Below are 25930 nucleotides of genomic sequence, written 5' to 3'. Positions count from 1 at the left end.
ATCAGCCAGAGCAGGCCGCTGTTCCGGGTAGCCGGATGATGACAGGTTTCATGAACTTTTTGTCATGATTTTTAATGGAATAAAATGCAACTTGTATTTTTAAATAGTTAACTTTGATTTAACTGATTCATAACGTTTTATTTAAACTTTTTCATAACTTTCTTAATCCTCGGATAACGAACGGTTGCGAGTCTGCACCCAGCGCCTTCTACCGGATTTGCCGGGTCGGCTTGTGTTTTTCCTATTGAGAGAGTTGCCATGAATATCTATGTAAAGGGCTTGGCCGTTGCCGCTGTTCTTTTCAGTGCCCAGGCGTTTGCCCTGGACCGGAAGGATGTCGCCGAAGTGATCCGCGTGGACTCCAAGCCGTATGCCTGCGGGATTTCCAACGCCAGGATGACCTACAAGACGCCAGACGGGCAGATCAAGGAATATGACTACAAGACCTGGGGCAACGGTTGTGCCGGGGATTGAGGGAAGCGCGGGGCGGGAACGTCGTGTAGCGAAGCCCACTGAATCCTGTAACGCCAACGCGGCGTCACCCTGCAAAAGGTGACGCCGCGAGGTTTTTGAGGGTCAGCCCAGGCAGGCCAGTTCCGGGCCCAGCAGTTCATCGAAGGTCTGCCGCCGCCGAATCAGGCGGGAGTGCTCGCCATCGAGCAGGTATTCCGGCACCAGCGGCCGCGAGTTGTAGTTCGAGGACATGGTCGAGCCATAGGCCCCGGCGTTGTGGAACAGGATGAGGTCGCCGGTGGTTGGCCGGCTCATGGTTTCGAAGCGCAGGGCGCCGTCGCCGGCGAGGGTGAAGACGTCACCGGATTCGCACAGGGGGCCGGCGATGAGGGTGCTGATCGAGGGCCGCTCCGGGGCCTGGGCCACCAGCGACACGCGGTGGTAGCTGCCGTAGAGCGTCGGGCGGATCAGTTCGTTGAAGCCGGCGTCGACCAGCGTGAAGGGGTTGGCGCCCTGTTGCTTGACCGCACGCACTTCGCAGACCAGCGTGCCCGACTCGGCCACCAGGAAGCGGCCAGGCTCCAGCTCCAAACGTACCGGACGACCATAGCGGGTCTGTGCATTACGGCGCACCGCGTCCCACAGCGAGAAGTAGTGTTCCACATCGATCGGTTCCTCACCTTCGCGGTAGGGCACCGAGAGCCCACCGCCGGCCGACAGCGCCTCGATCGGCCGATCGATCTGCTCCAGCAGTTGGGCAACGGCGTCGCAGACCTGGCCCAGGTGACCGTAGTCGACACCCGAGCCGATGTGCACGTGTACACCCACCAGGTGCAGGTCGTAGCGGCTCAGCAGCTCAAGGGCCTCGGCCAGTTGTTCATGCCAGATGCCGTGCTTGCTGTTGGGGCCGCCGGTGTTGGTCTTGGGGCTGTGGCCATGGCCGAAGCCCGGGTTGATCCGCAGCCACACGCGGTGCCCGGGCGACAGCTCGCCCAACTGCTCGATCATGTCCAGCGAGCCGAGGTTGGCCTCGACGCCAAGCTCGACGATACGCGCCAGGGTCGGGCGATCGAACACGTCCGAGGTGTAGACCAGGTCCGAGGGGCCATCGACGTTGCTGCGCGGGTTGAAGCCGGCCTTGATCGCCCGCTCGATTTCGCCCAGGGACACGGCGTCGAGTTTCACGCCTTCCTCGCGCATGAGGCTGAGGATCGACAGGTTCGACAGGGCCTTCTGGGCGAAGCGCACGGTGTCGAAGGTTTTCAGCGTGCGGATACGCTCGCGAATGACGGCGGCATCATAGATCCAGACGGGGGTGCCATGGGCTTTGGCGACGTGTGCGGCATGCTGTTCGAGGGTCATGGGGCAAGCTCGGGCTGAAAGGCGATGTTCCCTGGGTTTTCCCAGGTCGGATAAGGCCACGCCGGGGCTCGCGAGTGTTGTCAGGAGGTGTACCGGTGTGGGTGCGCCTTTTTAGCATTGCCGTGTCCGGATAAAAAATATCAGTTTTCGGGGTGTCCATTCATTTCTGATATGGCCGGTGGGCCGTGCACTGGCTAGGGAATCTCGGCGAGCTGGGCTTCGAGATCTCGACAGCAATCGCGCAAGGCGTCGACGAATCGATCGACCAGTACGGAGTGGGGACGATGCAGCGGACGCACCACGCGGATGGAGTAGGGGATCGACAGGGCAAAGCGCCGAATGGTCAGCCCCAGGTTGACGTAGGAGAGCGCCGTCAGCGGGTTGAGGGTCGACACCCCGACACCCTGGGCGACGGTGCTGCACACCGCAGCCGCGCTATGGGTTTCCACCTGCAGCCGGCGGCTGACGCCATGCTCCTCGAACAACGCATCGATTTTCTTGCGGTAGGGGTCGTTGGCGGCAAACGAGATGAACGGTTCGCCTTCGAAGTCCTCGGGGGCGAGCACCGACTTGGCTGCCAAGGGGTGATCCGGTGGCAGTACGCAGACCATGTCCGAGGTGAACACGCAGTCGCTTTCGGTGCCGAGCGCAAGGGTGGCGTCCTCGATCAGCCCCAGGTCGTAGCGTTGCGAGGACAACCATTCATTGAGCAGCGGCTGTTCCTGCGGGGTGATGGTCAGCGCGACATCCGGGAATTGCCGCAGAAAGCGCTTGCAGACCATCGGCAGTAGGGCCTGGGAGAACGCCGGCAAGGTCACCAGGGCGATCTGGCCGTTCTTGTGTTGGCGGATGGCTTCGGCGGTGCGTTCGATCCGTTCCATGCCGAAATAGGCGCGCTCGACCTCCTCGAACAGTCGCAGCGCCTGTTCGGTGGGAATCAGCTTGGCGTTGGCCCGCTTGAACAGCACCAACTGGGTGATCGACTCCAGGCGGCTCAGCTCGCGGCTCACGGTGGGTTGCGAGGTGTGCAGCAGTTCGGCGGCGGCGGTGGCGCTGCCGGTGGTCATCACGGCCCAGAAGATTTCCATGTGCCTGAAGTTGAGCTTGGCCACGTTGCTTGGGGTCTCGGTGCGGCGGGTGGGGGAACAGATTGTATCTGAATCAGCCGTTGGACTTGAGGGCCCTTTCGCGGCGGTTCGGCGCCCCGACCAGCCACGCTCCTACAGGTTTTGGGCTGGCGCAAGGCGGGTGAGAGGCAGTGGTGTCATCAGATCGTTCCCACGCAGAGCGTGGGAACGATCGGAGGCCTGGGAGCAGGGCGTGGATTACCACAGTGGAATGACGTAGCTCACGTAGAAGCGGTTTTCGTCCTGGAGGGTCTGGCCGGTGATTTCCGGGGCGGCGTGGGCGTTCTGCCATTTCACCCCGAGGCCCTTGAGCTGGCCGGTCTGCACTTCATAGGTCAGCGCCAGGTCGCGTTCCCATTCGCTGGCATCGCTGTTGGCGGCGGTGCGGATCTGGTCGCCGTGGGCGTAGGTGGCGGCGAACTTCAGGCCGTCGATGCCCAATTGGGCGAAGTCGTACTTGTACTGGGCCATCCAGGTCCGCTCGCCGGCGTGCTGGAATTTGTTCAATTGCAGGTTGGTCAGCGCCGGGGTGTCGGCACCGGAGCCCGGGCCCTGGCGGTTGTCGCCGCTGTTGAGGCCCGAGTCCAGGTACGGGAAGTCGCTGTCGCCACTGTTTTTCTGAATGCCCAGGCCCACGGTATGGCCGGCCAGGCTGTAGCTTTCCATCAGGCTGATGGTCGACTGGTTGATCCGGCCCTTGCTGATGCCGTTGCCGTAGTAGCCGGCCGCCGCGTACTCGCTGTCACCGTCGCCGTTGCCTCCGATGCCGAGGCTGCGGTAGGCCCGCAAGTCGCTGTCGATGGCGCCGACAGGCAGGGCGTCATGGCGTTTGGCACCGAGGAAAGCCTGCTGGTAGTAGTCCTGCAGGCTCGAGTACCAGGCGCTCAGGGTGGTGCCGGGAATGCCCGCGTAGTCCGCGCCGCCATAGAGGAAGCGGTCGCTCTTTTGGGTGCCGCCGGCGGTGATCATGCCGGTGTCGCCGGTTTCGTTGCGGATCTTGGTCTGGTTGATGTCGCCGACGGTGAAGGTGAAGTTGTCCAGGTCCCTGGAGACCAGTTGCGCGCCGGTGTTGGTCTGGCGGTACAGGCGGCCGTCGGTATTGGCCAGCATCGGGTTGTTCTGGTACAGGGTGCCGATGCGCAGCTCGTCCTTGAGGAAACGTGCCTTGAAGGTCGGGCTGAGTACGCCGAACTGGTCGGCGGACTTGCCGTCATCCAGGGGGAACATGCTGCCGGGGTAGCGGCCCTGGTGGCTCCTGTCGTTGAGGTCGCCGCCCGAATCCAGCTTCAGGCCGTAGAAGGCCTGCAGGTCCAGGCCCAGGCCGATGGTGCCTTCGGTGTAGCCGGACTTGAAGTCGAACTGGAAACCCTGGCCCCAGTCGCGAATGCTGTGGGCCTTGGCACTGCTGCCGCTGATGTCGCGCCCCTGCTGGTTCAGGTAGCGGTTGAGAAGGGTCACGTCGGCGTGGCTGTCATCGATGAAGTCGGCGTGGGCAGACATCATGATACTCGCCAGGGCGGCCCCCATCACGGGACTGTACAGCTTGTTCATTGGTTCGGGTCCTGGTCACGAAATTGAAATAAGAGCTGAAAACTCTTGAAACAATTAAGCGGTGGCCATGTGACAGTTCCGAGTCAAATGCGGCGTGCAGCGGATGAAATTAAATTTAGAAAAGGCACCTTTTACCCAGTCTACAGCGTTGATTTACCAGCCTTTTTTTTCGGTGTGTTGCAGTGCTTCCGGCCTTGGGCGGGTGGCATGCCGAGGGGCCGGCCTACCGCGGGTTCGTGGGGGTGGCAGCATTGACGTCGGCAGGTCTGCGGGGCGGTTCGTCCAGGGGCACTTCCAGGGTGAACAGCGCCCCCTTGCCCGGCCCGTCGCTGTGCACACTCAGGCGCCCCTTCATCTCGACCGCCGCCAGGGCGCAACTGTGCAGGCCAAAGCCGTGGCCGTCCTTGCGGGTGGTGAAACCGTGGGTGAAGATGCGCGGCAGGTTCTCCGGCGAGATGCCTTCGCCATCGTCCTGCACGCCGATACGCAAGGTCGTGCCGTCGACCACCCGCACGCTCACGGTGATTTCACGTTCGCGGTTCGTCAGGTCGGACACGGCCTGCTTGGCGTTGCTGAGCAGGTTGATCAGGATCAGCAGCAGCCGGTGCTTGTCGCCGAGGAAGATCGGTACCGGCTGGTAGTCCCGGACGACCTTGACGTGATGCCGGGTCAGCGAACCGCTGTTCATGCGCAGGGCATCCTCGATCAGATCGGCGATATTCAGGGGTTCGAGCAGCTTGGGTGCACCGGCGTAGGATTGCTGGGTGCTGACGATTTCCTTGATGTGGTCGACGCTTTTGCTCAGTTGTCCCAGCTCCTGGACGATCTCCGTCTGTTCGGCGCCAATGGCGGTGACCAACTGGTTGAGGTAGGCGGGCAGCAGCTTGCCCTTTTCGTCCTGGCTGAAGAAATGGCCCAGGTCATCGGCCCGTTCGTTGATCAGTTGCACGGCCCTGCCGAGCCCCTGTGCCTTGCTGCCACGCACCCGGCGTGTCACCAGGTCGGCCGAGATGTTCACACTGTTGAGTACGTTGCCGACGTTGTGCAGCACGTTGGTGGCGATCTCCGCCATGCCTGCCGCCCGGGCCGTGCTCATCAGCTCGCTCTGCGCCTCGCGCAGTTCACGGGTGCGCTCTTCCACCCGCTGTTCAAGGCGTTCGTTGGCCGCCTGCAAGGCACTGTTCATCTGGTTGATGAGGGCATGGCTGCGCAACTGGCGGATGATCAGGTAGAACACCCACAGCACCATGAGCGCCGCGCACAGGCTCAGATAGACCAGGTACTGGCGGTTTTGCAGGTCGGCGCGCCGCTGGTTTTCATTGAGCAGTTCGTTGATGGCGTCGAGGTTCGCCGCCACCGGAATGAAGCCGATGCGTTCCAGCAGGTCATTGGTCTGGGGCTGTTCGCTGACCACCACGTTGACCTGTTCGATCAGTTTGTCGATGGGTGCGGCGAAGGCGGGGGGAAGGGTGTTTTTCTGCGAGGTCAGGTACTGGATCTGGCGCTCGATCTTTTCGGCCCTGCCGTTGGTCACGTGGTGGGCGTATTCCATCGTGCTCAGGGTCAGTTTCGAGGCGCTGTAGAGCACGCTGAGGGTTTCCACCGGGTGGCTGGTGCTCAACGGCTGCAGGTCGGCCTGGATCGCGTCCTCGATCGCCGACAGGCTTTCCAGGTCATCACGCAGCGTGGTGTTGTGCGCCTGGAACTGTTCGATCAGTTTGCTCTTTTCCCCCGAGGCATCGAGGTAGGCTTTCTTGCGGGCCTGCCAGATGGGGGAACTGTCCAGGGCGCTGTTCAGCGTGACCAGTTGTTCCCAGCGCCTGCCCGATTCCGCGGCGGGGCCGGCCAGCAGGTTGTAGTTGTATTCGTCGCTGATGCGGGTCTTGAGAATCCTGGCATCGAGCCGGGCGTCCAGTTGCTTGAGCTGGCGAATCAGGTCGCGGGATTCGACGTAGGTGGAGGTCTCGCCCGAGAAGGCCTTGACCAGAAGGAATGCCAGGAGGCTGGCGAGAATGACGAACAGGGTGATCAGCGCGGTACCTCTGTACCTGCTCCATTGCATCATGGCGGACGTCCTGTGCACTACCGGGTCTTCCCTGAGTGTAGTGCCGGCTGACGCTTTCGCCCTGAGAGGGGGTGTGCGGACCCGACGGCCGGGCCGGTCCATCCGGGCCCGGGCGGTCGTCAGCGCCTGCCGGGCCGGATGTGGGGCAACCTTGCGTTGCCCCGTGCAATCATCCGTGTTGCGGCGATGGCGGCAGGAACCAGTTCAGTACCAGGGCGCAAATACCGCCGGTGGCGACACCGGATTCGAGCACGTTGCGCAGCGCCGCCGGCATGTGCGCGAGGAACTCCGGCACCTGCGACACCCCCAGGCCCAGGGCCAGGGACACGGCGATGATCAGCAGCGCCCGGCGGTCGAGGGTGATGCTCGCCAGGATGTTGATGCCCGAGGCCGCGACGGCGCCGAACATGACCATGGCCGCGCCGCCCAGCACCGGCTCCGGGACCGCCTGGATCGCGCCGGCCACGGAGGGGAACAGACCGAGCAGGATCAGCATCAGGGCGATCCACTGGCCGATGTGGCGACTGGCGATGCCGGTGAGCTGAATCACGCCGTTGTTCTGGGCGAAGATCGAGCTGGGGAAGGTGTTGAACACCCCGGCCAGCAGCGAGTTGGCGCCGTTGACCAGCACACCGCCCTTGATCCGTTGCATCCACAGCGGGCCTTCGACCGGCTGGCGCGAGACCTTGCTGGTGGCGGTGACGTCACCGATGGCTTCCAGCGAGGTCACCAGGTAGATCACCAGCATCGGGATGAACAGCGACCAGGAGAAGCCCAGGCCGAAGTGCAGCGGCGTCGGCACCTGGAACAGCGGCGCTTCGTGCATGCCGGTGAAGTTCAGGCGACCCAGGTAGCCGGCCAGGGCGTAGCCGACGGCCAGGGCGATGACGATGGCGCAACTGCGCATCCACACCAGCGGGATGCGGTTGAGCACGACGATGATCGCCAGCACCACGCCGGACAGCAGCAGGTTCTCGCCGTTGGCGAAGGTGCCGTTGCCCATGGCGCTGAAGCCGCCGCCCATGCTGATCAGGCCGACCTTGATCAGGGTCAGGCCGATCATCAGCACGACGATGCCGGTCACCAGCGGGGTGATCATGCGTTTGACGAAGGGCAGGATGCGCGAGATGCCCATTTCGACGAAGGAACCGGCGATGACCACGCCGAAGATTGCCGCCATGACGGCTTCCACCGGTGTGCCTTGCTTGACCATCAGGGCGCCGCCGGCGATCAGTGGGCCGACGAAGTTGAAGCTGGTGCCCTGGACGATCAGCAGGCCGGCGCCGAACGGCCCGAAACGACGGCACTGGACGAAGGTGGCGAGGCCGGAGATCACCAGTGACATCGAGACGATCAGGTTGGTGTCACGGGCCGACACGCCCAGGGCCTGGCAGATCAGCAGGCCGGGGGTGACGATCGGCACGATGATCGCCAGCAGGTGTTGCAGCGCGGCGAGCAGGCCGATCAGCAGGCGAGGGCGGTCCTCAAGGCCAAGGATCAGTTCATTGGCCTGGGGGGCGCTGGGCGGGGTCTGGTGAGAGGTCATGGCAAGTGCCCTGGCAAAAATGAGCGGCGATTCTACTGCAACGGTCTGGGGCGTGAAGCACTATCTGTGGGAACGGGTTCGACATGCCCGCTCCCACAACGCCAGCGCCCAACGGCGCGCGTGGCGCAGTCGAGGATGTCGAAACCGCTGCCCAGCCGCTCGCCATTGATCAGCAGGTGCACTGCATGGTGGCCGCTGTAGTGGCGGCGCGTGGTGAGTTCGCGGATGTGCTGGCGGCGGCTCGTGTTCTGCTGTTTCCGGCGCTTTTATTGAACGACCGTCGGGGCGCAGTGGGGGCTGTCCGTGACAATCCGGTTGCGCCCGCTTTTCTTGGCTTTATAGAGAAGGCTGTCTGCGTGGGCGAACCACTGTTTTGCACTTTCGAACTCGTCATGCCAACTGGCTATGCCTACGCTGACGCTCAATGAAGGGGCTACGATATGAGCGCTGTTGATTTTGAAATTTTGACAGGCGCGCTCGATTATCGTTGCAGCCTGCTCCAGGGAAACGCCCTCCATGATTATGCAGAACTCATCGCCGCCGAACCTGGCAATAAGGTCGGCAGAGCGTAAGGAGGACCTGAGTGTTTTGCTCAGCAGGCAAAGAATGGAGTCGCCAGTCGGGTGGCCGTAACGGTCATTCACTGCTTTGAAGTTGTCCAGATCAAGCACTATGAGAAACGTGTTGTTTTTTCTGTTGTTGGAGCTGGCGATGTTCTTCAGCTCTTCGTCCAGGTATCTCCTGTTTAAAAGCCCGGTTAGTTCGTCTGTTATGCTAAGGCTGTTCAGGGTGTTTTTTATCTTGTATAGCTCTGAGGCAAGCTTATATGAGGTAAAGCTTACCGAGATAGGGTATAGCGTCAACAGTGGCAGGCTTGACCAAGCCGACAGAATTGAGCTTTGTTGTAAGTCTATTCCGACGAGAATCTGCCACGCGAGTATGCCTGATGCTTGCAGGGTCAGCCCTTTTTTCAGACTCTTCAAACCGCCCGTGTTGATGGCGTTCATTGCCACCATTGCGGATAGGCTTATTGAAGAGATCGGGTTTAATCCGATGGCGCCCATCCATAAGCCGCACAGCAGTGAGTCGACGTCCAGATTTCGTATTTCTGCCATGTAAGGGTTTTTTGAGCGGTTGGAAATTCTGTAGGCTACATGGGGCCATATTGCAACATTTATAAAAAGCAATGACGCCAGGATCAGGAAATTCTGTTGGTGGATGATGGATTCTAGAATGATGGGCGCACACAATATCGTACCCAGTATTCGTGGGTAGTAGATTCTCTTGGTGAACCGTTTTCCATGCTTTATTCGATCCAAGGTTCACCTCTACTGATCACGTGACATGCTCCTGTATGCCATCATGTCTGTCGTGTTTTGTCTAGCATCATGGATTCTGGTTTTCGGTTTTTGCCAATTCCTCTTGTGGGAAAATTGGACTGGCTAACCGGGTTCTTGATTGACGCCAATGAGTTTTAGTTGGTGAGCGAGGTTCATGTATCGGAGCGGATACAGCACTTCGGGTAAGGGCCCGGAAGAGGCTTTGTCATACAGACCCTAGTAGTGTGGATTTCAGATAGATGTGCAGGCCTGGCCGGTGGTCGCCTGAATGCACCATGACTTTTCGGCACTGACCCCTCGACTTCAACCGACCTGTCGTGGCAGCCGTCTCCAGCCGGTCAGCGGCTTCTAGACCCTCATTCGTTCAGTTGAGCAGAGACTTCTTTCGCCAGCTCGATGAAAACCCGAGCCGCGGCGCTCTGGTAGGCGCCTTTGCGCTGCATAAGGACGGCGGTGCGCTGCAAGCGTTCGGGCTCGAGTGCGATCGCCACCAGGTCGCCATGGGCGAAGGCGGTGTTGGCGGGCAACAACGTCGACAGCGTGGTCCTGCGAACGATTTCGATCACTGCACCGAGTGCATTGGCCTCCATCCGCACTTCAGGGCGTATTCCGTGCTCGCGGCAGTAGCGATCGATCTGTTCGCGGGTCGCGAATTCCGTGCTGAGTAGAACCAGCGACTCGCCGCTCAGGGCCTGAGGGCCAATGGAACTTTCCTGCGCCAGGGGGTGGGTGCGGTTCACCACCAGGGCGAGGGTTTCGATCAGCAAGGGCAGGGAATCGATGTCCGGGGTGTGTATTTCATCGAACGCGATCCCCACGTCCAACGCTCCAGCGATGAGCAGGTCCTCCATGCGCTCCTGGGAGATCTCCTGCACGTTCAGGGTGATCTGCGGGTAACGCGAGTGGAATGCCTCGACCAGGGGGCCCACCAGGTAGGTCGTGAAGGTCGGTGTCACCGCCACCCGCAACGACCCGCGACTGAGGTCGCTCACATCATGGATGGCTCGCCTGGCTTCGCGCAGTTCCTGTGAGGCCCGGCGCGCATACTGTAAATAGACCTCCCCGGCATCGGTCAGACAGGTCGTGCGTCCAGAGCGATCGAACAGCTGGGCGCCGAGACTTTCTTCCAGGAGCTTGACCTGCTGGGACAGCGCAGGCTGGGAGACATGCAACGCCGCAGCGGCCCGCGTGAAGCTGTGATGCTCCGCCACGGCGAGGAAATACTGGATGTGTCGGGCAAGCATGGATTTATCCATAAGATAATATGATCAATCACATAATAAATGAGACTTTTACCTTATGTAAGTCCACCCCTAATCTTGGCTTCAACAACCCGCGACATCGAGGACGAAGCCATGAAGGACATCATTGACGGTTTTCTGAAATTCCAGAGGGACGCCTTTCCCGAGCGGATCAAGCTGTTCCAGGACCTGGCCACGCAGCAGAGCCCAAGGGCGTTGTTCATCTCATGCTCTGACAGTCGGCTGGTGCCTGAGCTGGTCACCCAGCGCGAACCAGGCGATCTGTTCGTGATCCGCAACGCGGGCAACATCGTGCCTTCCTATGGCCCTGAGCCGGGCGGTGTGTCGGCCTCGGTCGAATATGCCGTCGCCGCGCTGCAGGTCGCCGACATCGTCATCTGCGGCCACTCCGATTGCGGGGCGATGACCGCCATTGCCACCTGCAAGTGCCTGGACCACATGCCCGCTGTGGCGGGCTGGTTGCGCTACGCCGATTCCGCCCGGGTGGTGAATGAGGCCCGCCAGCATCCGGACCAGCCGACCAAGGTCGCGGCCATGGTGCGCGAAAACGTGATTGCGCAATTGGCCAACATCCAGACTCACCCGTCGGTGCGCCTGGCCCTTGAAGAGGGCCGCGTCACCCTGCACGGCTGGATCTATGACATCGAGAGCGGGCGTATCGACGCCTTCGATGGCAGTACCGGGACCTTTGTGTCCCTCGCCGACCACCCGCAAGTCCACGCCGTTTCCAAACCAGCCAGGCAAGTTGCCTGAACCCGATATCAACCGAGGAGATAACCCCATGATCCAGACACAAGCCACCAAAAGCCTTCGCCAGGCCCTGACTGAAATCATCGTGATGGCCAAGGCCCGCAAAGGCCTGTCCTACGCGCAACTCACCGAGGGTACCGGCCTGTCCGAAGCCTTCGTCACGGCAGCCCTGCTGGGTCAGCACCCGCTGCCTGCCAACGCCGCGAAGGTCGTGGGCGAAAAGCTGGACCTTGACGCCGACGGCATCGCCTTGCTGCAGACCGTCCCGGTTCGTGGCTGCTTCGAGAACAGCGTACCGACCGACCCCACCCTCTATCGCTTCTACGAAATGCTGCAGGTCTACGGCACCACCCTCAAGGCTCTGGTCCACGAGAAGTTTGGCGACGGCATCATCAGCGCCATCAACTTCAAGCTGGACATCAAGAAGGTCGAAGATCCGGAAGGCGGCTCCCGTGCCGTGATCACCCTGGATGGCAAGTATCTGCCGACCAAGCCTTTCTGACCCTGCTGTGAGTCTGCCCGGCGTCTGACGGCGACCGGGCTACCCCCCAACCCCTTATCTCAGGCTGCGCCACCCCGGCGTGAAGCCAGGCCTTTTTTCGCCCTCAATACAGGTGAGTTGCCATGAAATATTTATTCGCTTTATTCCTGGGTGGTCTTTGCTCCGTTGCAGTAGCCGATGAACTCACTGCCCAAACCCCGCAGGTTACCGTCGAGTCCTATCGTGACGCTCAGGACCTGGATATCGCCCACGTGGTCGCCAGTACCGAAATACCGGACGTCTGCGGCGTAGTGCCTGTGCAGATGACTTATGACGACTCCAAGGGCATTCGGCACACCATCGCGTACCACGTCATGGGGACTGGCTGTACCCACTGATCATGCCTCTCGTCAGCCTGTCTGGCGCCCGATCATGCGGCGCCAGCGGCGGGGGACCTTGGCCGCAGTCGCGGGGCCCGGTTCTCGTGAGCCAACCCTTCCTCATTCCGCGTCCTGACGTTTCAACGCGGTCGTTGCGATCCGTTCCGCCAAGTCCACATTCGACCGCATGCTCGCGGTTGACTTCCTCGTTTTTCTGGCACGCTTCGACTCAATCATAAACAAGCCTTGGATCAGTTTCTGGCCGCAGATGCTGGATGAGGTTCTGGCAGGCGTGTGATCGATGTGGGATCAGTGGGGTGCAGGCGCAGCGGCCATCGTTGCCCGTGGCCTTCCTTGCTGGCAACGGCAGTGGCGCCAGGCGTTTCGCGGTTTTGCGGTTGAACAGGATGAGTTCGGCAGTCATGGAGCCTGCTTGGGGCGGGTGCGGCTGCGGTATCTGTGAGCGAGTGGGCGACGCAGAGGCAGGGGTCGGCCTTATCAGCAGACCTGATCCTTCTTGAGAAGGGGCAGGTCTGCTGGATGTTTGGCGGGGGTTAACGGGATGTTCAAGCCAATCTGGCTTGTATGAATGGCCGGCCTTGGAGAACGACGCGTTGAAGCGATATTGGCGCAACTTTACTTGCGTTGACGACGCGGCTGTCATTACCCAACGCTGACGTCGTAAATAACGCGCTCGCCAGTAGTATCAAAACTCTATGGCGCAGGCGTACGGCTCCTCGAAACTGAAGTTTCGCCGCGCAGTGTCATCACGCTTGGAGCCGTACTTGCGTTATAGAGCGTTCATATTGAACGAATGGTTTTCGTCACGCCCTATCCAGTTGACCAACTTGAGATATAAAGATGGATCTGGATTGATGGGACAACTTACAGCCCAAGTTCTGTCAGGCCTGGATGATCATCCGGACGGCGCCCCAGTGGCCAGTGGAACTTGCGTTCGCTTTCCTTGATCGGCATGTCGTTGATGCAGGCGAATCGGCGGCGCATCAGACCATCCGCTTCAAATTCCCAGTTTTCGTTACCGTAGGAGCGGAACCAGTTACCGGAATCATCATGCCACTCGTAGGCGTAACGGACGGCGATGCGGTTATCGGTAAAGGCCCAGAGCTCCTTGATCAGGCGGTAGTCCAGCTCTTTCTTCCATTTGCGGGTGAGAAAGCCCTTGGCCTCTTCGCGATTGGTCGCGAATTCAGCACGGTTACGCCATTGGGTATCCAGCGTATAGGCGAGCGAGACCTTCTCGGCATCGCGGCTGTTCCAGCCGTCTTCGGCGAGTCGGACTTTCTTAATCGCCGATTCGCGAGTGAAGGGAGGAAGTGGCGGGCGAGTTTGGGCATTGGACATGGTAGTGCCTCCAGTCTGGTTGGATAAATCGGTATGGGTAACGTCTTTTGAAACTCAGGCCTTTATGAGGAGGCCTCTAACAACAACTATGCAAATTCCCTTGCATGGTCGGCTGCGCGATAATCATCCAGCGCGGGTGCCATAGTGATTGCGCCTTCCATTAATATTATTGACTGCCCGGCTTAAACTCAGCGTTTGCTCGATATTCAGTGCCCGGTCAGCCCAAGCGTATAATTCAGTCGTTTCTGCCTGCGCACTTTCGCAAACTTGCGGATGGGGATCATCTGGATCCCCAAACTTCTCCCGCAGTGTTGATCATCCACAGCCAGAAAGACCCTCCGACTCGAACCGGCCGTGAACGGATTAAGCATGCGATCCGTCATGGGTGGGTTCATGAGTTCAATGTAGAACGATCGTTCTCCCTGGTCAAGCGACACCGGGAGAATTTTTTTCCGAGGGGGTGAGCAGGCCAAGTCGAGAGGCATCAGGGAGCGTTTCGAAAGCGCTGGATCGACCCTCACGGCAACCTGCTCGACGGCCTACGCCATGCTCCTGCGATGGCGCAACAGGTCGAGAAACGAATCAAGCTGCACTCCGAAGCATTTTCACGGTCCATGTAAAACGCATCGTTGAGTGGGAGGTGAACCTTGGCAAGACAGAAAAAGCCCGTCGTCGATGGCATGCATTTGACGACGCTTTCTTCCAACCGCAAGGACCGCTTCTTCGCAGCCATGGACGCCAGCCACAGCGCGATGATCGTGACCGATCCGGCGCAGCCGGATAATCCGATCATTTTTGCCAATCAGGCATTCCTGACCCTCACCGGGTATGAGCACGACGAGGTCATCGGACGCAATTGCAGGTTCCTGCAGGGCCCGCAGACCTGCAAGGACACCCGACGGCAGGTGCAGTTGGCGGTCGGGCGGCACCATGAAGTGTGTGTGGAGGTGATCAATTACCGCAAGGACGGCTCCTCTTTCTGGAACGAGCTCTTTATTTTCCCGCTCTTCGATGAACGTGGCCGACTGACGTATTTTTTCGCCTCCCAGTTGGATGTGAGCCAGCGTCACGATGTGGCGCTGCGCAGGCGTCGGGCCCAGGACCTCGAGGCACTGGGGCAGCTCACCGGCGGTATTGCCCACGATTTCAATAATCTCCTCCAGGTGATGGTGGGCTATCTGGAATTGATTCAGTTGAGCGCAAAGCGTCCTGGCAGCGATCCGCAGCGTATTTTCAATAGCGCCAATCGTGCCAGGGCCGCCGCCGAAAAGGCGCAAACCCTGACTCAGCAGTTACTGGCGTTTTCGCGCAAGCAACGGCTGGAGAGTCGTGTGTTCAACCTGAACACCTTGTTGAGCCGCCCCGGCGTCATGGCGCGTGCGCTGCATGACGTCCACCTGCAGGTTGATCTGGCCGACGATCTGTGGAACTGCCTGATTGATCCTGGCCAGGCTGAGCTGGCGGTCCTGCAGTTGCTGACGAACGCCCAGGAGGCGCTGGAGGGCCGCGTCGATCCGACAGTGACCGTCAAAACCTGCAACGTGCGGATTCCAGGCGACGCCAAGCTTCAACGGGAGGGTTTGGCAGAGGGGCGCTATGTCAGCCTTTCGGTGAGTGACAATGGCAAGGGGATAGCGGCGGAGCTCCAGGACAAAGTCGTGCAGCCGTTCTTCACCACCAAGGAAGAGGGCAAGGGTTCTGGCCTGGGGTTGTCGATGGTGTACGGCTTTGCCAGGCAATCGGGGGGCACGGCCCGCATCCATTCATACCCCGGTGTCGGCACCACGATACGCCTGTATTTTCCTGCAGATGACAGCGAGTACTGCGACGAGCAGGCGCCGACAGCGCCTCTGTCGCTGCAAGGTTGTGAAAGCATCCTGATTGTGGAGGACCGGCCCGAGGTGGCCGAGCTGGCCCAGGTGATTCTGTCGGATTACGGCTATCAGATAGACACCGCGCACGATGCCGCCCAGGCATTGGCCCTGCTCCAGAACAAGGCCTACGACCTGGTGTTCAGCGATTTGATCATGCCGGGGGACATGGACGGCGCGGCACTGGCGCGTGAGATATCCCGCCTGTATCCGCACACCAGGATCCTGCTCACCACAGGCTACGCGAAAGACGCGCTGGAGCGGGCCAATATCCAGGTGCATGAGTTCGAGGTGCTTCCCAAGCCTTATCAGCCTGCTGACCTACCCCGAAAGATACGTGCCGTGCTTGACGCTCAGTGACACCGGCGCAAGACAGCGCTGGTCATGGTGAACCTGGGAGAGGGCTACCCAGGGCAGGTGAAAATCCTGTCGTTGTCAGGCAAAGCGTACACCGGCACAGACCTCTGAAATCCACCTCCCTATACAGCCCTTGCGTATTGACGTGTGGGGGCATGGGCTCAGGCGTTTGCCCGAGCCAGCCTTGGCGCATTGGCCAGATAAAATCCATAAAAAAGCCCGCACTGAGTACGGGCAAGACAGGAGTGCTTATGAGCAGCCTGGAGTGACCAGACTCACTATTGAGATTTAAAAAACCTGAGCTTTCTCGATTGTTTTTCCAGGTTGCCGACGGATGGTGGAGGTTCTTGAACAAGCGCGCCATGCCCGGATAGGCGGGTTCAGGTTGCGGTCTTTTTGCTGCGTACTTTGCGCGGGGTCGACGAGGAGGGTGCCTTGCTTTTTGAGTGTTCCGGTTCAGGTGGCGCGACGCTGCTCTCGACAGAGCCCGACAACTCGTCAGTGCCAGCCGCTCCCAGCTCATCCCTGGCTTGTAGCCAGTGTACAAAGTCCCGGCCATCAGGTTTGCCTTGCTGCTCCCAGATGCGATAGGCGGTGAGCCGAATCGTTTCTTCGTCCATTGTGATTCTCCCGTTTAAATCAAAGTCGTCAGGAATAAATGAAGCTGCTGACCGAGTCCGACTTGATGATGGGCAAGTCGATGGCATGGATCAGACCGGCGGCGATCGCTTGTTGCGGGTCAATGATCCTCGGTGCGGCGATCAGGTATTTTTCGGTTTCCAGTTTTTCGATAGCGCCGTGGGTGCGCTCGGCTACGATACGCACATACAGTTGCAGGTCGTAATCGAGGCTCATGGCATATTCGGACATGCGTGAATGATCTACGGCACCCTGAACATGCCAATGAAAGGGATGAAATAGAAACTTGCTGTATTGGCAGGCGGTCCTGCGCTCGCCAGCCAGGAAGATGATGTTGCCCATCGACTCGACTGTACCCAGATTGTGGGTATGCACGGGAATCGGCAGAGACAACAGAAAGTTGTACAGGGTAAACCCGTAGCTACATTCACCCCCCATGGTCGCGATATTGAGCACCAGCTCTGATGCGTCTTGCTGTACGGCCGCCGAGGCCTTTTCGATCAGTTGGCTGCAGGTGGAGGCGGTGATGGGCCCGGTGAAGTTGATAATGTGTAAAGGCATGGTTTCGCTCCATGAGGTAAACAGGAGAGCGCAGCTCCCCTGTATCAGGCACGTCAACGGTTGCGCCCGCTACCATGGCTGTTTCCACCACCCTGTTTAGCGGTTTCGTTCACACTCATATGGCCTTGCTTGTCTTGAGTACTCATGCTGGATTTCCTCTCTGTCAGAGAGATTTTTAGAATTTAATGCTGATGTGCCAGGGTTTTTATCAAATAGCGCAGCCTTATGGATGGTGTAATAGGTTTCTTTCACAAACGGGGGGTGTCTGAGATGCACCGACGATGGCTTCGGACTGTCTGACCCTTCGCTGATGTTCGTAACAAGGGGGTGAATTCGAGGTCGGGCCAGTCTTGGCTTCAGGACGTGTTTCCACGCCTCGCTGGCGATTATTGTGCTGCTTATCAGTTGGCGTTCGCATGATTGATATCCTTGGTTTGACTGCCTGTCTGCTAGCGGTCTGATTCAGGCTGCCGGCAACTATTCAGAGAGTGGCGGCGATGGGTGTGTTTTCTTTTTTTTCGAAAATGGCGACGAGCGGCATTCGGATAAACTTATACAAGTCGGGTGCCGCTTCGTATAAGTAGGGTGGCGGGATTGATATTAAGGTGATGGCAATGACCGCTTGGCTTTCTGCTTGCTGATAAAGAGCAGCGATGAGAACCGAATCTGTCAGTGAGCAAGTCTGGATTGACTCGGGATGCCCTTTCGTGGGATACATCTCGGCCGCACGCTCAACTTCTCAGTAACTTGCTATAAATCCCGGTGCGCACCCAATTAATTGGGTTTGTTTTCTTCCTGAATGAATAATCACCTATCTAGTGGGACGCCCTTGCGATGCCTTCTACTCTTGAATTGCGTCGTCTCATTGAAACCGCATTTCTGCCAACCCCGTGCATCTGCACGGTCGATCAGGGGAAAACCCTCACGATTCAACTGATGGACGCAGATACCCGGCAGGAGCAGCTCACCGTCACCGGCATTGACCCTCAAGGTTTGAGGTCGATTCGGGCCATTGCGCTTCTGGTCGCAGAGATCAAGGAGGAGCTCAGGCTCAATGCGCGAGCGACGGATGAGTCCGCAGACACCTGAGGTGCCAATAGCCTGATATCGCACTATCGAGCTGAAAACTCGAATAGCTGGGTACCGTCACCTGAAAAGTTGTACAGAATTCTAAAAGATGTACACGTAAGCGTCGGTTCGTCTACACCCCGGGCATCTGCTTCAACACCCCTTCATCTTTGACGCCACCCCGCAACAGCTCCCCCTGCGCTCAGCTTTTCTGAACAATTTCTCCCTTTGCAGACTCCACCGAACAGGCAACTGTCGTGATGGAGCGTGATGGGTACCTGGCGATCCGCAAGGACTGCCGGGTGGGCCAATCCGGTCTTGACCATCACAAGCGGTCGGTGAGGGCAGTGACAGCCTTGGCGTCCATCGAAAAACACCTGGGGAGAAAGGGGTATGTCCACCGCCGCAAACATCATTGCTTGTCTGCGTAAGCACGCCTTGCGGTTGACCACCGCGCAGTCGTGCACCGCAGGCAGGGTCGGCGAGAGGGCATGGGAGGAGCAGCGTGAACCAGCCTGAATCTGCGGACGAGCAAAGCCGCGATTACCCGGTACGCGAAGACATGGCCTATCAGCTCAAAGTCTGGCGATTTGAGCGGTGGGGTTGGTATGGCTTGGTCGTTATCGTGTTGATGGCATTGCTCGGGTTTTTTTCTCGTGGGCCGCTGAGCAGCCGGGAGCTTCACAGCCAGGACGGCAGGGTAACGCTGCGCTACGAGATCGTTCACCGCAACGGCTCGACCAATCCCATGAAGATAACCGTTGCCAGTGGCCGGGCCCAGTCGCAGGTCGAGTTGGCGCTGGATGGGGATCTTTTCGAGGGATTCAGCATTGAAACCCTGCAACCCGATCCGATCAGGACGGTCAGCTCCGCACGGGGGCTCAGGTTTTGGCTGCAGACCGACGCTCAAGGACAGGCCACGCTTTATCTGATGCTGCGAGGCGATGGCCTGGGAGGCTACAGCAGCCGCGTATCGATAGCGGGCTCCTCGCCCGTTGAACTGACACAATACATCCTACCGTAGGTGCACCATGGACTCCGTGTTACGAGCGGCCGCGATGTACGTGGCCTTGATGATCCTGTTCAAAATCGCTGGAAGACGCTCGCTGGCGGAGCTGACCACGTTCGATCTGGTATTGCTCATGATCATTGGCGAGGCCACGCAGCAGGCGCTGCTTGGCGACGATTTCTCGTTGACCAACTCCATCGTGGTCATCGTCACGCTGATTGCGGTGGACGTGGGCCTGTCGCTGTTGAAGCGACGATTCTCGACAATCTCCCGGCTGATCGACGGCTAGCCCACGATTCTCGTCGAGCACGGCAGGATTCTGCATGAGCGCTTGCGTCAGGCGCGTCTGATCGAAGCGGATCTCATGGAAGCGGCACGTTCAAACCAGGGCATCGAACGCGTGGACCAGATCAAGTTCGCCATACTTGAGCGAAATGGAAAAATCTCGGTCATTGCGCAGGATCAATGAGGGAGTCATCAGCGCCCTCAACCACATTCGCGTAGGCACGAGCTGCCCTGCCGAGCAGCGCGGCGCGCTCGTCGCCGTCGATGAAGCCTTCGTCGAAGTACTCATCGGCCAGCCGCACGAGCTCTTCATGCTGCTCCTGGGCGTTCATGTGGCTCTCCGGTTTTTCCAGCAGTTTTTCCCAAGCCTGTAAGGCGTGTTCCTTTCGGTCTTCGTACATGGCACACCTCATGGAATGATGACGAGCGCAAGGGCCCAGGCCTCGGTTGAACGACAGTACGGAAAAGCTCGGCCAAGGTTCCAGGCGTTACCCTCCTGGACTCTCGTTGGCCGATTGGCGCATGGCTTTGGCACGCTTTTCCAGTACCAGGTAGCTGGCGCCCGCGAGCAACAGGGGGATGAGGTAGTAGAGCGTTCGATAACCCAGCAGTGCGGCCACCAGCGGGCCCTGGTCAAGCTGGTCGTGGAGCAGGGCGAGAAAAACCGCCTCCAGCACACCCAGCCCTGCGGGAATATGCGTGATGACGCCTGCGACACAACTGATCAGCAGAACCCCCAGGACCGCGGGATAGCTCAAGGGAGCCGGGAGCAGCAGGAACATGAGGCCTGCCATCAACGCCCAGTTGCTGGCACCGAGCCCGACCTGAAACAGCGCCAGGCGCAGCGAGGGTAAGGTGAACTCGTACCTGCCCCAGGCCCAGGCCCTTTGCCTGGCCCACCCGCAGGCAAGCAGATAACCCCCGGCGATGACGACCAGCGTCAGTCCGATGAGCTGCAAACCGAGCGCCCCCAGGCTCCAGCTGTCCGGCAAGGTCACCAGACGCAGGGAAAACACCACGCCGGCCAGGGCCGCATAACCTATCCAGTTGGTGACGATCCCCAGGGTAATGATCTGCGTGACCGTGGCAGTTTCAAGCCCCAGGCGCTTGTAGAGGCGTAAACGCAAGGCGATGCCGCCGATCCAGGTGGTGAAGTTCAGGTTGAAGGCATAACAGACAAAGGCCACCGGCAGAACATGCCGCACTGGCAGCGTGTGGCCGGTGTAGGCGCGGGCGAGCAGGTCATAACCGCTGACCAGTGCGTAGCTCAACAGGGCCATCGCCAGACCGAGCAGCAGTGTCCCGGGTTCATAGCCTTGAATCGAACGCAGGACCTGGTGCCAATCCAGGTGGCGGGCCATCCAGTAAAGCAGCGTGCAGACGAGCCCCACAAAGCACAGTGTCAGCCACTGCCGGCTTCGGGCCTGCCAGGCTTTGCCCGTCATCAGCGCTCTCCTTCCTGGCAACTGATGGGCTGCGCGTGGGGGGCCAGGGGGCGCAGGTATTGCTTGTGCGCCGGCAGCCAGCCGGCAATCGTCGGAAAATGCCGGATGCAGTGAAAGCACAGGAAGATCAGCGGGGCCCTCCACCAGAAGCCGCGGACCATGCGCTCGAGGGTGATCCGCTTGCAGTCGTGGCGGATGAGCTGTTGAAGGTGATCGTGCAGGTGTTTGTTGAACACGTCATCGCGAATGAAGAGATTGGCTTCCAGGTTCAAGGCCAGGCTCAACGGATCGAGGTTGCTCGAACCCACCGTGGCCCATTGATCATCCACCAGCGCGACCTTTCCATGCAGTGGCCGACGACAGTATTCCAATACCCTGACGCCATCGCGTAGCAGGTGGTTGTACAACAGCCTGGAGAGGGCTCGCACCCAACGCAGGTCCGGCTGCCCCTGCAGAATCAGCGTCACCTCTACACCCCGCCGGGCGGCGTTACGCAGCTCTCGCAGCAAGCGATAACCCGGAAAGAAGTAGGCGTTGGCGATCAGCACGCGAAAGCGGGCGGCCTGCAGGGCTGCCAGGTACTGCTCCTCGATCGTATTGGTGTGATGCTGGTTGTCACGGTCAAGCAACCGTGCCCATGCCTGTCCGCGCAGACGGCCGTCGGCCGCCGCCCGCTGCTCGGGTGGCTCTTGGCCCAGCAGGCGCAGACAGCAGGCCTGCACCTGGGCCACGACGGGGCCGGTCACCTCCACCGCATAGTCCTGTTTGGCCATGGGGCCGGATTCGTCCAGGTGATCGGCGCCATAGTTGAGCCCGCCGACAAACGCCCGCTGGCCATCAATCACGACAAGCTTGCGGTGCAGGCGCCGAAAGAGATTGGTACGCATGCCCATCCATCGCGGTTGAGGATCGAAGACATGCAGGCGCACCCCCGCTGAGGTCAGGGCCTGGATGAAGGCGGGAGGCAGGTCGGCGGTACCGTAGCCATCGACCGTGACATCGATCTGCACGCCCCGTCGAGCGGCTTCGACGAGCACCTGCTGCAACGCCTTGCCCACGGCATCGTCCTGGATGATGAAGGTTTCAAGCAGCACGCGTTGGCGAGCCTGGCCGATGCTGTCGAAGACACGGCGGTAATAGTCGTTGCCATTGATCAGCAACCGGACGTCATTACCTTCCAGCCAGGGGGCGTTCACAGGGCCAGCTCCACCACCAGCGACGCATGGTCCGACAGGTGCGACCAGGGGCGTGTGCTCAGTACGCGTGCGCCCAGGGGCGAAGCATTGCGCACATAGACCCGGTCCAGGCGTAGCCAGGGAAACCGCGCAGGAAAGCTGCGTGCCGGCGCACCTTCAAGCTGGGCGAAGGCTTCGACCCAGGACTTCTCGCAGAGCCGGCGGTCAGCGCGTCGACGCCAATCGTTGAAATCCCCGGCGATGATCACCGGCGCGTCGGGGGGCAATGCCCCCAGGTAATCGAACAACAGATCGATCTGATTCTGACGCTGGGCTTCGCGCAGGCCCAGATGCACGCAAATGGCGAACACCCGGGCATGCCCGGGCACATCCAGTGTGCAGTGGAGCAGCCCGCGCTGCTCGTTGCCCTGGACCGAAACATCCCGGTTGCCATAGGCCAGGATCGGAAATTTGGAGAGCAGGGCATTGCCGTGATCCCCATGGGGATACACCGCGTTGCGTCCGTAGGCGAACTGCGGCCACATGCTGTCGGCCAGGTACTCGTACTGAGGCAATGAAGGCCAATCGGGGTAGCGCTGCTCGTGTTGGCGATGGCTGCCATGCACTTCCTGGAGAAACACCAGATCAGCCCCGGTGCTGCGTACGGCCTCGCGCAACTGCGGCAGGATGAAGCGCCGGTTGAACAGGTTGAAGCCCTTGTGCACATTGAGGGTGAGCACCGTCAGGCGATGTATCGCATCGACAGCCGGTGGCAGGCTGGCTGGGCCTGGTACGGGGTTGACCTGGTTCACCGTTCTCCTCCTTCCTTCCGGGGCTGGCCTGCGCGTGTCGGCTTCACTGTGAGCGGACCACGCGGGCGCGAGGGGGCTGATTTCGAGCTGTCCCCTGTAGCTGCGACCGGGCCTTGCGCCGTGCAGTTCAAGAAGAATCCGTGCGCCCCGGATAGCCGGCGCCCTGCGGGTCGGTAGGCCGTCACGACGGCCACGCTCCGTTGATCGATCCGGCCGAACTATTGATCCGCGGGGTCAGTCGGCTTCCCTATAGGGTCAACAAAGGGAGCCCTCCCCATGAGCGTTACGGCGAAGCAACGGTGTGTGGTGGCCTACGGCAGTGTCGGGGCCGGGGAGCATGAGGAACAGACCAACCTGGCGCTGGCGCGCTGGTTGGCACAGATTCTCGGCTGGTCATTCACCGACATCAGGTCGCAGGACCGCGAGTCGGCGCAGGCGCTGTATTTCGTTCCTGCCCACACCCTGGTCGGTGAGGAGCGGGTCGAACTGGGCATCAGCGGTGTGGAGGACCTGCTGGGTGGCTATGTGCAACACGCTTTCATGGCCACCAAGGCGATTTCCCACCCGTTGCTTTCCCGAACGCGCTGGCAGCCGCAGGGGTGGAATCCCCAATTCGCGGAACGGGTGCGGGCCGTGGTGCTGGCGGGCCTGACGGTGTTCGATCGGGACGATGCCCGGCACGCGGCTATTGAGGCGCTGCGCTCAGGGCCCTTGCGGGTCAAGCAGGTGCAGGCGTGCGGCGGGTCCGGCCAGGCGGTGTTGCACGACAGCACCGATCTGGCGCAGTGGTTGAGTGGTCTTGATGAGCCCACCTGTGCCCAGGGCATCGTCCTGGAGGAAAACCTTGAACAGGCCGTGACCCACAGCGTGGGACAGACCCTGATCGACGGTTTGCTGATGACCTATCACGGCCACCAGCACCAGGTACTGAACCGGCACGGTGAGTCGGTGTACGCCGGCTCCGACCTGTTGCTGGTACGTGGCGACTACGTCGATCTGCTGGCGCGGGACCTGGAGCCGCAAGTGCGCAAGGCCATCGAGTATGCGCGCGTTTATGACACTGCCGCCGCGCTGAGCTTTCCGGGCTTCTTTGCTTCGCGTCGCAACTATGACGTGCTGCAGGGCATGGGCAGGGAGGGAGAATCGAAGTTCGGCGTGCTTGAGCAGTCCTGGCGGGTGGGCGGCGCGACGGGGGCCGAACTGGCAGCCTTGCAGGTGTTTCGTGAGCGCCCGGCTGTGAAGGCCGTTCGTGCTTCCACCCATGAGGCCCATGCCGAATGCCCGCTGCCTGAGTCGGCACGGGTGCTGTATCGCGGCCCTGATGGCCGGGGTGATTTCATTCTCAAGTATGCACAGGTCCATGACCATGATTGCTAACAGCGAACCGGTGTGGATCAACGTCGAGGAAGACTCCATCGCGGGCAATTTTCTGAGCCCCCGATCCAAGGTCCCCGGCGTGTTGTTCGTGCACGGTTGGGGAGGGAGCCAGGAGCGTGACCTCAAGCGTGCCCGGGGGATCGCCGGCCTGGGCTGTATCTGCCTGACCTTCGATCTGCGCGGGCATGGCGCAGAGGACAGCCGACAGGCGCAGGTCACGCGTGAAGACAACCTGCGTGACCTGTTGGCCGCGTATGATCGGCTGCTGGCGCATCCCGCCCTGGATACCTCATCGATCGCTGTGGTGGGCACCAGCTATGGTGGCTACCTGGCGACGATTCTCAGCCAGCTGCGCAAGGTGCGCTGGCTGGCCCTGCGGGTACCCGCCATCTATCGTGATGAAAACTGGCACATGGCCAAACGCCAACTCGATCGCAGGGATCTGATGCAGTACCGGGCGAGTCACATCCAGGCGACTGAAAACCGCGCCCTGAGAGCGTGTGCGGCGTTTCGGGGAGACGTTCTGATTGTCGAGTCGGAGCATGATGAGCATGTGCCCCATGCCACGATCATGAGCTACCGGGCTGCGTTTCAACAGACCCATTCGCTCACCCACCGCATCATTGATGACGCCGACCACAGCTTGAGTACCGAGGTCGCGCAGGATGCCTATACCTCCATTCTGATCGATTGGATCACCGAAATGGTGGTGGGTGAGCGATTGAGTATCTCCAGCCTATAGGATCGGTTTGCCGCCGGTGACGCCATAGCGTGACCCCGAGACATAGCTGGACTCGTCAGAGGCCAGCAGCACGTAGAGCGGCGCGACTTCCACGGGTTGGCCGGGCCGCCCGAGGGGCGTCTGTTGACCGAAGTTCCTGACCTCTTCAGGCGGCATGGTGGCCACGATCAGGGGTGTCCATATCGGACCGGGCGCCACGCTGTTGACACGAATGCCCTGGGGACCGAGCAGTTGCGCCAACCCGGCAGTGAAGTTGGCAATCGCGCCCTTCGTGGTGGCATAGGGCAGCAGGGTCGGCTTGGGCGCATCGGAGTTGATCGAGCTGGTATTGATGATCGAGCTGCCGCTGGCCATGTGGGGCAGGGCCGCCTTGCAGAGGCGGAAGATCGCCGTGATGTTGATGTCGAAGGTTCGCACCCACTCCTCATCGGCAATGTCCTCCAGGGTCTCGTGGGTCATCTGGTAGGCGGCATTGTTGACCAGCACGTCGATGCGCCCGAATGTCTCGACGGTTTTGGCCACCAGTTCGCTGCATTGCTCTTTCTGCGCTATATCGCCGGGCAACAACAGGCATTGGCGACCGGCCTGTTCGACCCAGCGCGCGGTTTCCCGGGCATCTTCATGTTCATCCAGGTAGGCCACGGCGACATCGGCGCCTTCGCGCGCAAAGGCAATCGCCACGGCGCGGCCGATGCCGCTGTCGGCGCCGGTAATCAAGGCAATCTTGCCTTGCAGGCGGCCGGAGCCCCGGTAGCTTTGCTCCCCGCAATCGGGGTAGGGATCCATGGCTTTCTGCGAGCCGGGAGTGGATTGGGGTTGGGACGGAAAGGGCGGGCGAGGATAGGTTTTCATACGTGCGTCTCCATCAGAATCAGGGATGGGCAGTTCAGCCATGGGTCGTTCAGTGGCG

25 protein-coding genes and 2 pseudogenes are annotated in these 25930 nt (G+C 60.4%); 10 read left to right on the top strand and 17 right to left on the bottom strand.

What is annotated here, in order from left to right:
• The first annotated feature begins 258 nt into the window (after positions 1-258).
• A complete protein-coding gene (locus PF66_RS11530) occupies positions 259-474 on the top strand; it encodes a DUF2790 domain-containing protein (RefSeq protein ID WP_054061096.1) in 216 nt (71 codons plus the stop codon).
• Positions 475-576: 102 nt separating this feature from the next.
• Here the strand turns inward: PF66_RS11530 and lysA are convergent, their stop codons facing one another.
• From lysA to cynR, 8 genes and pseudogenes are all read right to left on the bottom strand, one after another.
• On the bottom strand, positions 577-1815 hold the full coding sequence (gene lysA / locus PF66_RS11525; protein WP_054061095.1) for a diaminopimelate decarboxylase: 1239 nt from the start codon (positions 1813-1815) through the stop codon (positions 577-579).
• 194 nt (positions 1816-2009) lie between these two features.
• Positions 2010-2927: a LysR family transcriptional regulator gene (locus PF66_RS11520; RefSeq protein ID WP_054061094.1), complete on the bottom strand. Its 918-nt coding sequence runs from the start codon at positions 2925-2927 to the stop codon at positions 2010-2012.
• A gap of 213 nt (positions 2928-3140) precedes the next feature.
• The gene (locus PF66_RS11515) at positions 3141-4493 is read right to left on the bottom strand and encodes an OprD family outer membrane porin (protein ID WP_054062769.1); all 1353 of its coding nucleotides are present in this window, start codon (positions 4491-4493) and stop codon (positions 3141-3143) included.
• Positions 4494-4716: 223 nt separating this feature from the next.
• The gene (locus tag PF66_RS11510; RefSeq protein WP_054062768.1) at positions 4717-6558 is read right to left on the bottom strand and encodes a DAHL domain-containing protein; all 1842 of its coding nucleotides are present in this window, start codon (positions 6556-6558) and stop codon (positions 4717-4719) included.
• Positions 6559-6727: 169 nt separating this feature from the next.
• On the bottom strand, positions 6728-8104 hold the full coding sequence (locus PF66_RS11505; RefSeq protein ID WP_054062767.1) for a nucleobase:cation symporter-2 family protein: 1377 nt from the start codon (positions 8102-8104) through the stop codon (positions 6728-6730).
• Positions 8105-8235: 131 nt separating this feature from the next.
• Positions 8236-8352 (bottom strand): annotated as a pseudogene (locus PF66_RS33425) (DNA alkylation repair protein); the annotation flags it as partial.
• Between the two features lie 18 nt (positions 8353-8370).
• On the bottom strand, positions 8371-9423 hold the full coding sequence (locus tag PF66_RS11500) for a diguanylate cyclase (RefSeq protein ID WP_054062766.1): 1053 nt from the start codon (positions 9421-9423) through the stop codon (positions 8371-8373).
• 377 nt (positions 9424-9800) lie between these two features.
• Positions 9801-10688 carry a transcriptional regulator CynR gene (cynR, locus tag PF66_RS11495; RefSeq protein ID WP_054062765.1) on the bottom strand — a complete coding sequence of 296 codons (888 nt, stop codon included), beginning with the start codon at positions 10686-10688 and terminating at the stop codon, positions 9801-9803.
• Between the two features lie 111 nt (positions 10689-10799).
• Here cynR and PF66_RS11490 point away from each other — a divergent pair, with 111 nt between their 5' ends.
• The 3 genes from PF66_RS11490 (at position 10800) to PF66_RS11480 (ending at position 12335) form a co-directional block, all read left to right on the top strand.
• A complete protein-coding gene (locus PF66_RS11490; protein WP_054056926.1) occupies positions 10800-11459 on the top strand; it encodes a carbonic anhydrase in 660 nt (219 codons plus the stop codon).
• A 28-nt stretch (positions 11460-11487) separates the two neighbouring features.
• Positions 11488-11958: a cyanase gene (gene cynS / locus PF66_RS11485; RefSeq protein ID WP_054056925.1), complete on the top strand. Its 471-nt coding sequence runs from the start codon at positions 11488-11490 to the stop codon at positions 11956-11958.
• 122 nt (positions 11959-12080) lie between these two features.
• The gene (locus PF66_RS11480) at positions 12081-12335 is read left to right on the top strand and encodes a DUF2790 domain-containing protein (protein WP_054056924.1); all 255 of its coding nucleotides are present in this window, start codon (positions 12081-12083) and stop codon (positions 12333-12335) included.
• 211 nt (positions 12336-12546) lie between these two features.
• On the opposite strand, the gene PF66_RS32670 is transcribed toward PF66_RS11480, so the two are convergent.
• Together PF66_RS32670 and PF66_RS11475 are read right to left on the bottom strand one after the other, a co-directional pair.
• Entirely contained in the window at positions 12547-12741 is a 195-nt protein-coding gene (locus PF66_RS32670) for a hypothetical protein (RefSeq protein ID WP_152973004.1), read from the bottom strand.
• 461 nt (positions 12742-13202) lie between these two features.
• Positions 13203-13679, bottom strand: a complete 477-nt coding sequence (locus PF66_RS11475) for a DUF1348 family protein (protein ID WP_054062764.1) — start codon at positions 13677-13679, stop codon at positions 13203-13205.
• Positions 13680-14326: 647 nt separating this feature from the next.
• Between PF66_RS11475 and PF66_RS11470 the strand changes: the two genes are divergently transcribed.
• Positions 14327-15910 (top strand): histidine kinase famiy protein, encoded by a 1584-nt coding sequence (locus tag PF66_RS11470; RefSeq protein ID WP_081005886.1) that lies wholly within the window; start codon positions 14327-14329, stop codon positions 15908-15910.
• Positions 15911-16287: 377 nt separating this feature from the next.
• Here PF66_RS11470 and PF66_RS31955 read toward each other — a convergent pair whose 3' ends face one another.
• Positions 16288-16527, bottom strand: coding sequence for a DUF2934 domain-containing protein (locus PF66_RS31955; RefSeq protein ID WP_081009834.1), 240 nt, complete (start codon positions 16525-16527; stop codon positions 16288-16290).
• Between the two features lie 28 nt (positions 16528-16555).
• The gene (locus tag PF66_RS11465) at positions 16556-17107 is read right to left on the bottom strand and encodes an ATP-dependent Clp protease proteolytic subunit (protein WP_054062763.1); all 552 of its coding nucleotides are present in this window, start codon (positions 17105-17107) and stop codon (positions 16556-16558) included.
• 834 nt (positions 17108-17941) lie between these two features.
• Between PF66_RS11465 and PF66_RS11455 the strand changes: the two genes are divergently transcribed.
• The 3 genes and pseudogenes from PF66_RS11455 (at position 17942) to PF66_RS11445 (ending at position 19653) form a co-directional block, all read left to right on the top strand.
• Positions 17942-18196 carry a DUF1652 domain-containing protein gene (locus PF66_RS11455; protein ID WP_054056919.1) on the top strand — a complete coding sequence of 85 codons (255 nt, stop codon included), beginning with the start codon at positions 17942-17944 and terminating at the stop codon, positions 18194-18196.
• 484 nt (positions 18197-18680) lie between these two features.
• The gene (locus PF66_RS11450) at positions 18681-19199 is read left to right on the top strand and encodes a hypothetical protein (RefSeq protein WP_241494328.1); all 519 of its coding nucleotides are present in this window, start codon (positions 18681-18683) and stop codon (positions 19197-19199) included.
• Between the two features lie 7 nt (positions 19200-19206).
• A pseudogene (locus PF66_RS11445) lies at positions 19207-19653 on the top strand (DUF421 domain-containing protein).
• Here PF66_RS11445 and PF66_RS11440 read toward each other — a convergent pair.
• The 4 genes from PF66_RS11440 to PF66_RS11425 form a co-directional block, all read right to left on the bottom strand.
• Positions 19634-19870: a hypothetical protein gene (locus PF66_RS11440; protein WP_054062761.1), complete on the bottom strand. Its 237-nt coding sequence runs from the start codon at positions 19868-19870 to the stop codon at positions 19634-19636. The pseudogene PF66_RS11445 and the gene PF66_RS11440 sit on opposite strands and share 20 nt — an antisense overlap.
• 87 nt (positions 19871-19957) lie before the next feature.
• Complete coding sequence (locus PF66_RS11435) at positions 19958-20914, bottom strand: lysylphosphatidylglycerol synthase domain-containing protein (RefSeq protein WP_054062760.1); 957 nt, start codon at positions 20912-20914, stop codon at positions 19958-19960.
• Entirely contained in the window at positions 20914-22110 is a 1197-nt protein-coding gene (gene clsB / locus PF66_RS11430; RefSeq protein ID WP_054062759.1) for a cardiolipin synthase ClsB, read from the bottom strand. Before clsB ends, PF66_RS11435 begins: the two co-directional genes overlap by 1 nt.
• A complete protein-coding gene (locus PF66_RS11425) occupies positions 22107-22901 on the bottom strand; it encodes an endonuclease/exonuclease/phosphatase family protein (RefSeq protein ID WP_054056914.1) in 795 nt (264 codons plus the stop codon). The genes clsB and PF66_RS11425 overlap by 4 nt, the downstream gene beginning before the upstream one ends.
• Positions 22902-23177: 276 nt before the next feature.
• Here PF66_RS11425 and PF66_RS11420 point away from each other — a divergent pair, with 276 nt between their 5' ends.
• On the top strand, positions 23178-24278 hold the full coding sequence (locus PF66_RS11420) for a DUF3182 family protein (protein ID WP_054062758.1): 1101 nt from the start codon (positions 23178-23180) through the stop codon (positions 24276-24278).
• Positions 24268-25020 carry an alpha/beta hydrolase family protein gene (locus tag PF66_RS11415; RefSeq protein ID WP_054056931.1) on the top strand — a complete coding sequence of 251 codons (753 nt, stop codon included), beginning with the start codon at positions 24268-24270 and terminating at the stop codon, positions 25018-25020. The genes PF66_RS11420 and PF66_RS11415 overlap by 11 nt, the downstream gene beginning before the upstream one ends.
• On the opposite strand, the gene PF66_RS11410 is transcribed toward PF66_RS11415, so the two are convergent.
• On the bottom strand, positions 25015-25872 hold the full coding sequence (locus PF66_RS11410; RefSeq protein WP_054056912.1) for an SDR family oxidoreductase: 858 nt from the start codon (positions 25870-25872) through the stop codon (positions 25015-25017). The two genes, PF66_RS11415 and PF66_RS11410, sit on opposite strands and share 6 nt — an antisense overlap.
• Between the last annotated feature and the right edge of the window lie 58 nt (positions 25873-25930).

The organism is Pseudomonas asplenii (assembly GCF_001293465.1).
Taxonomy (GTDB): domain Bacteria; phylum Pseudomonadota; class Gammaproteobacteria; order Pseudomonadales; family Pseudomonadaceae; genus Aquipseudomonas; species Aquipseudomonas fuscovaginae_B.
The sequence above is the reverse complement of the archived record's forward strand: the minus strand, read 5'-3'. Positions and strand labels throughout refer to the sequence as shown.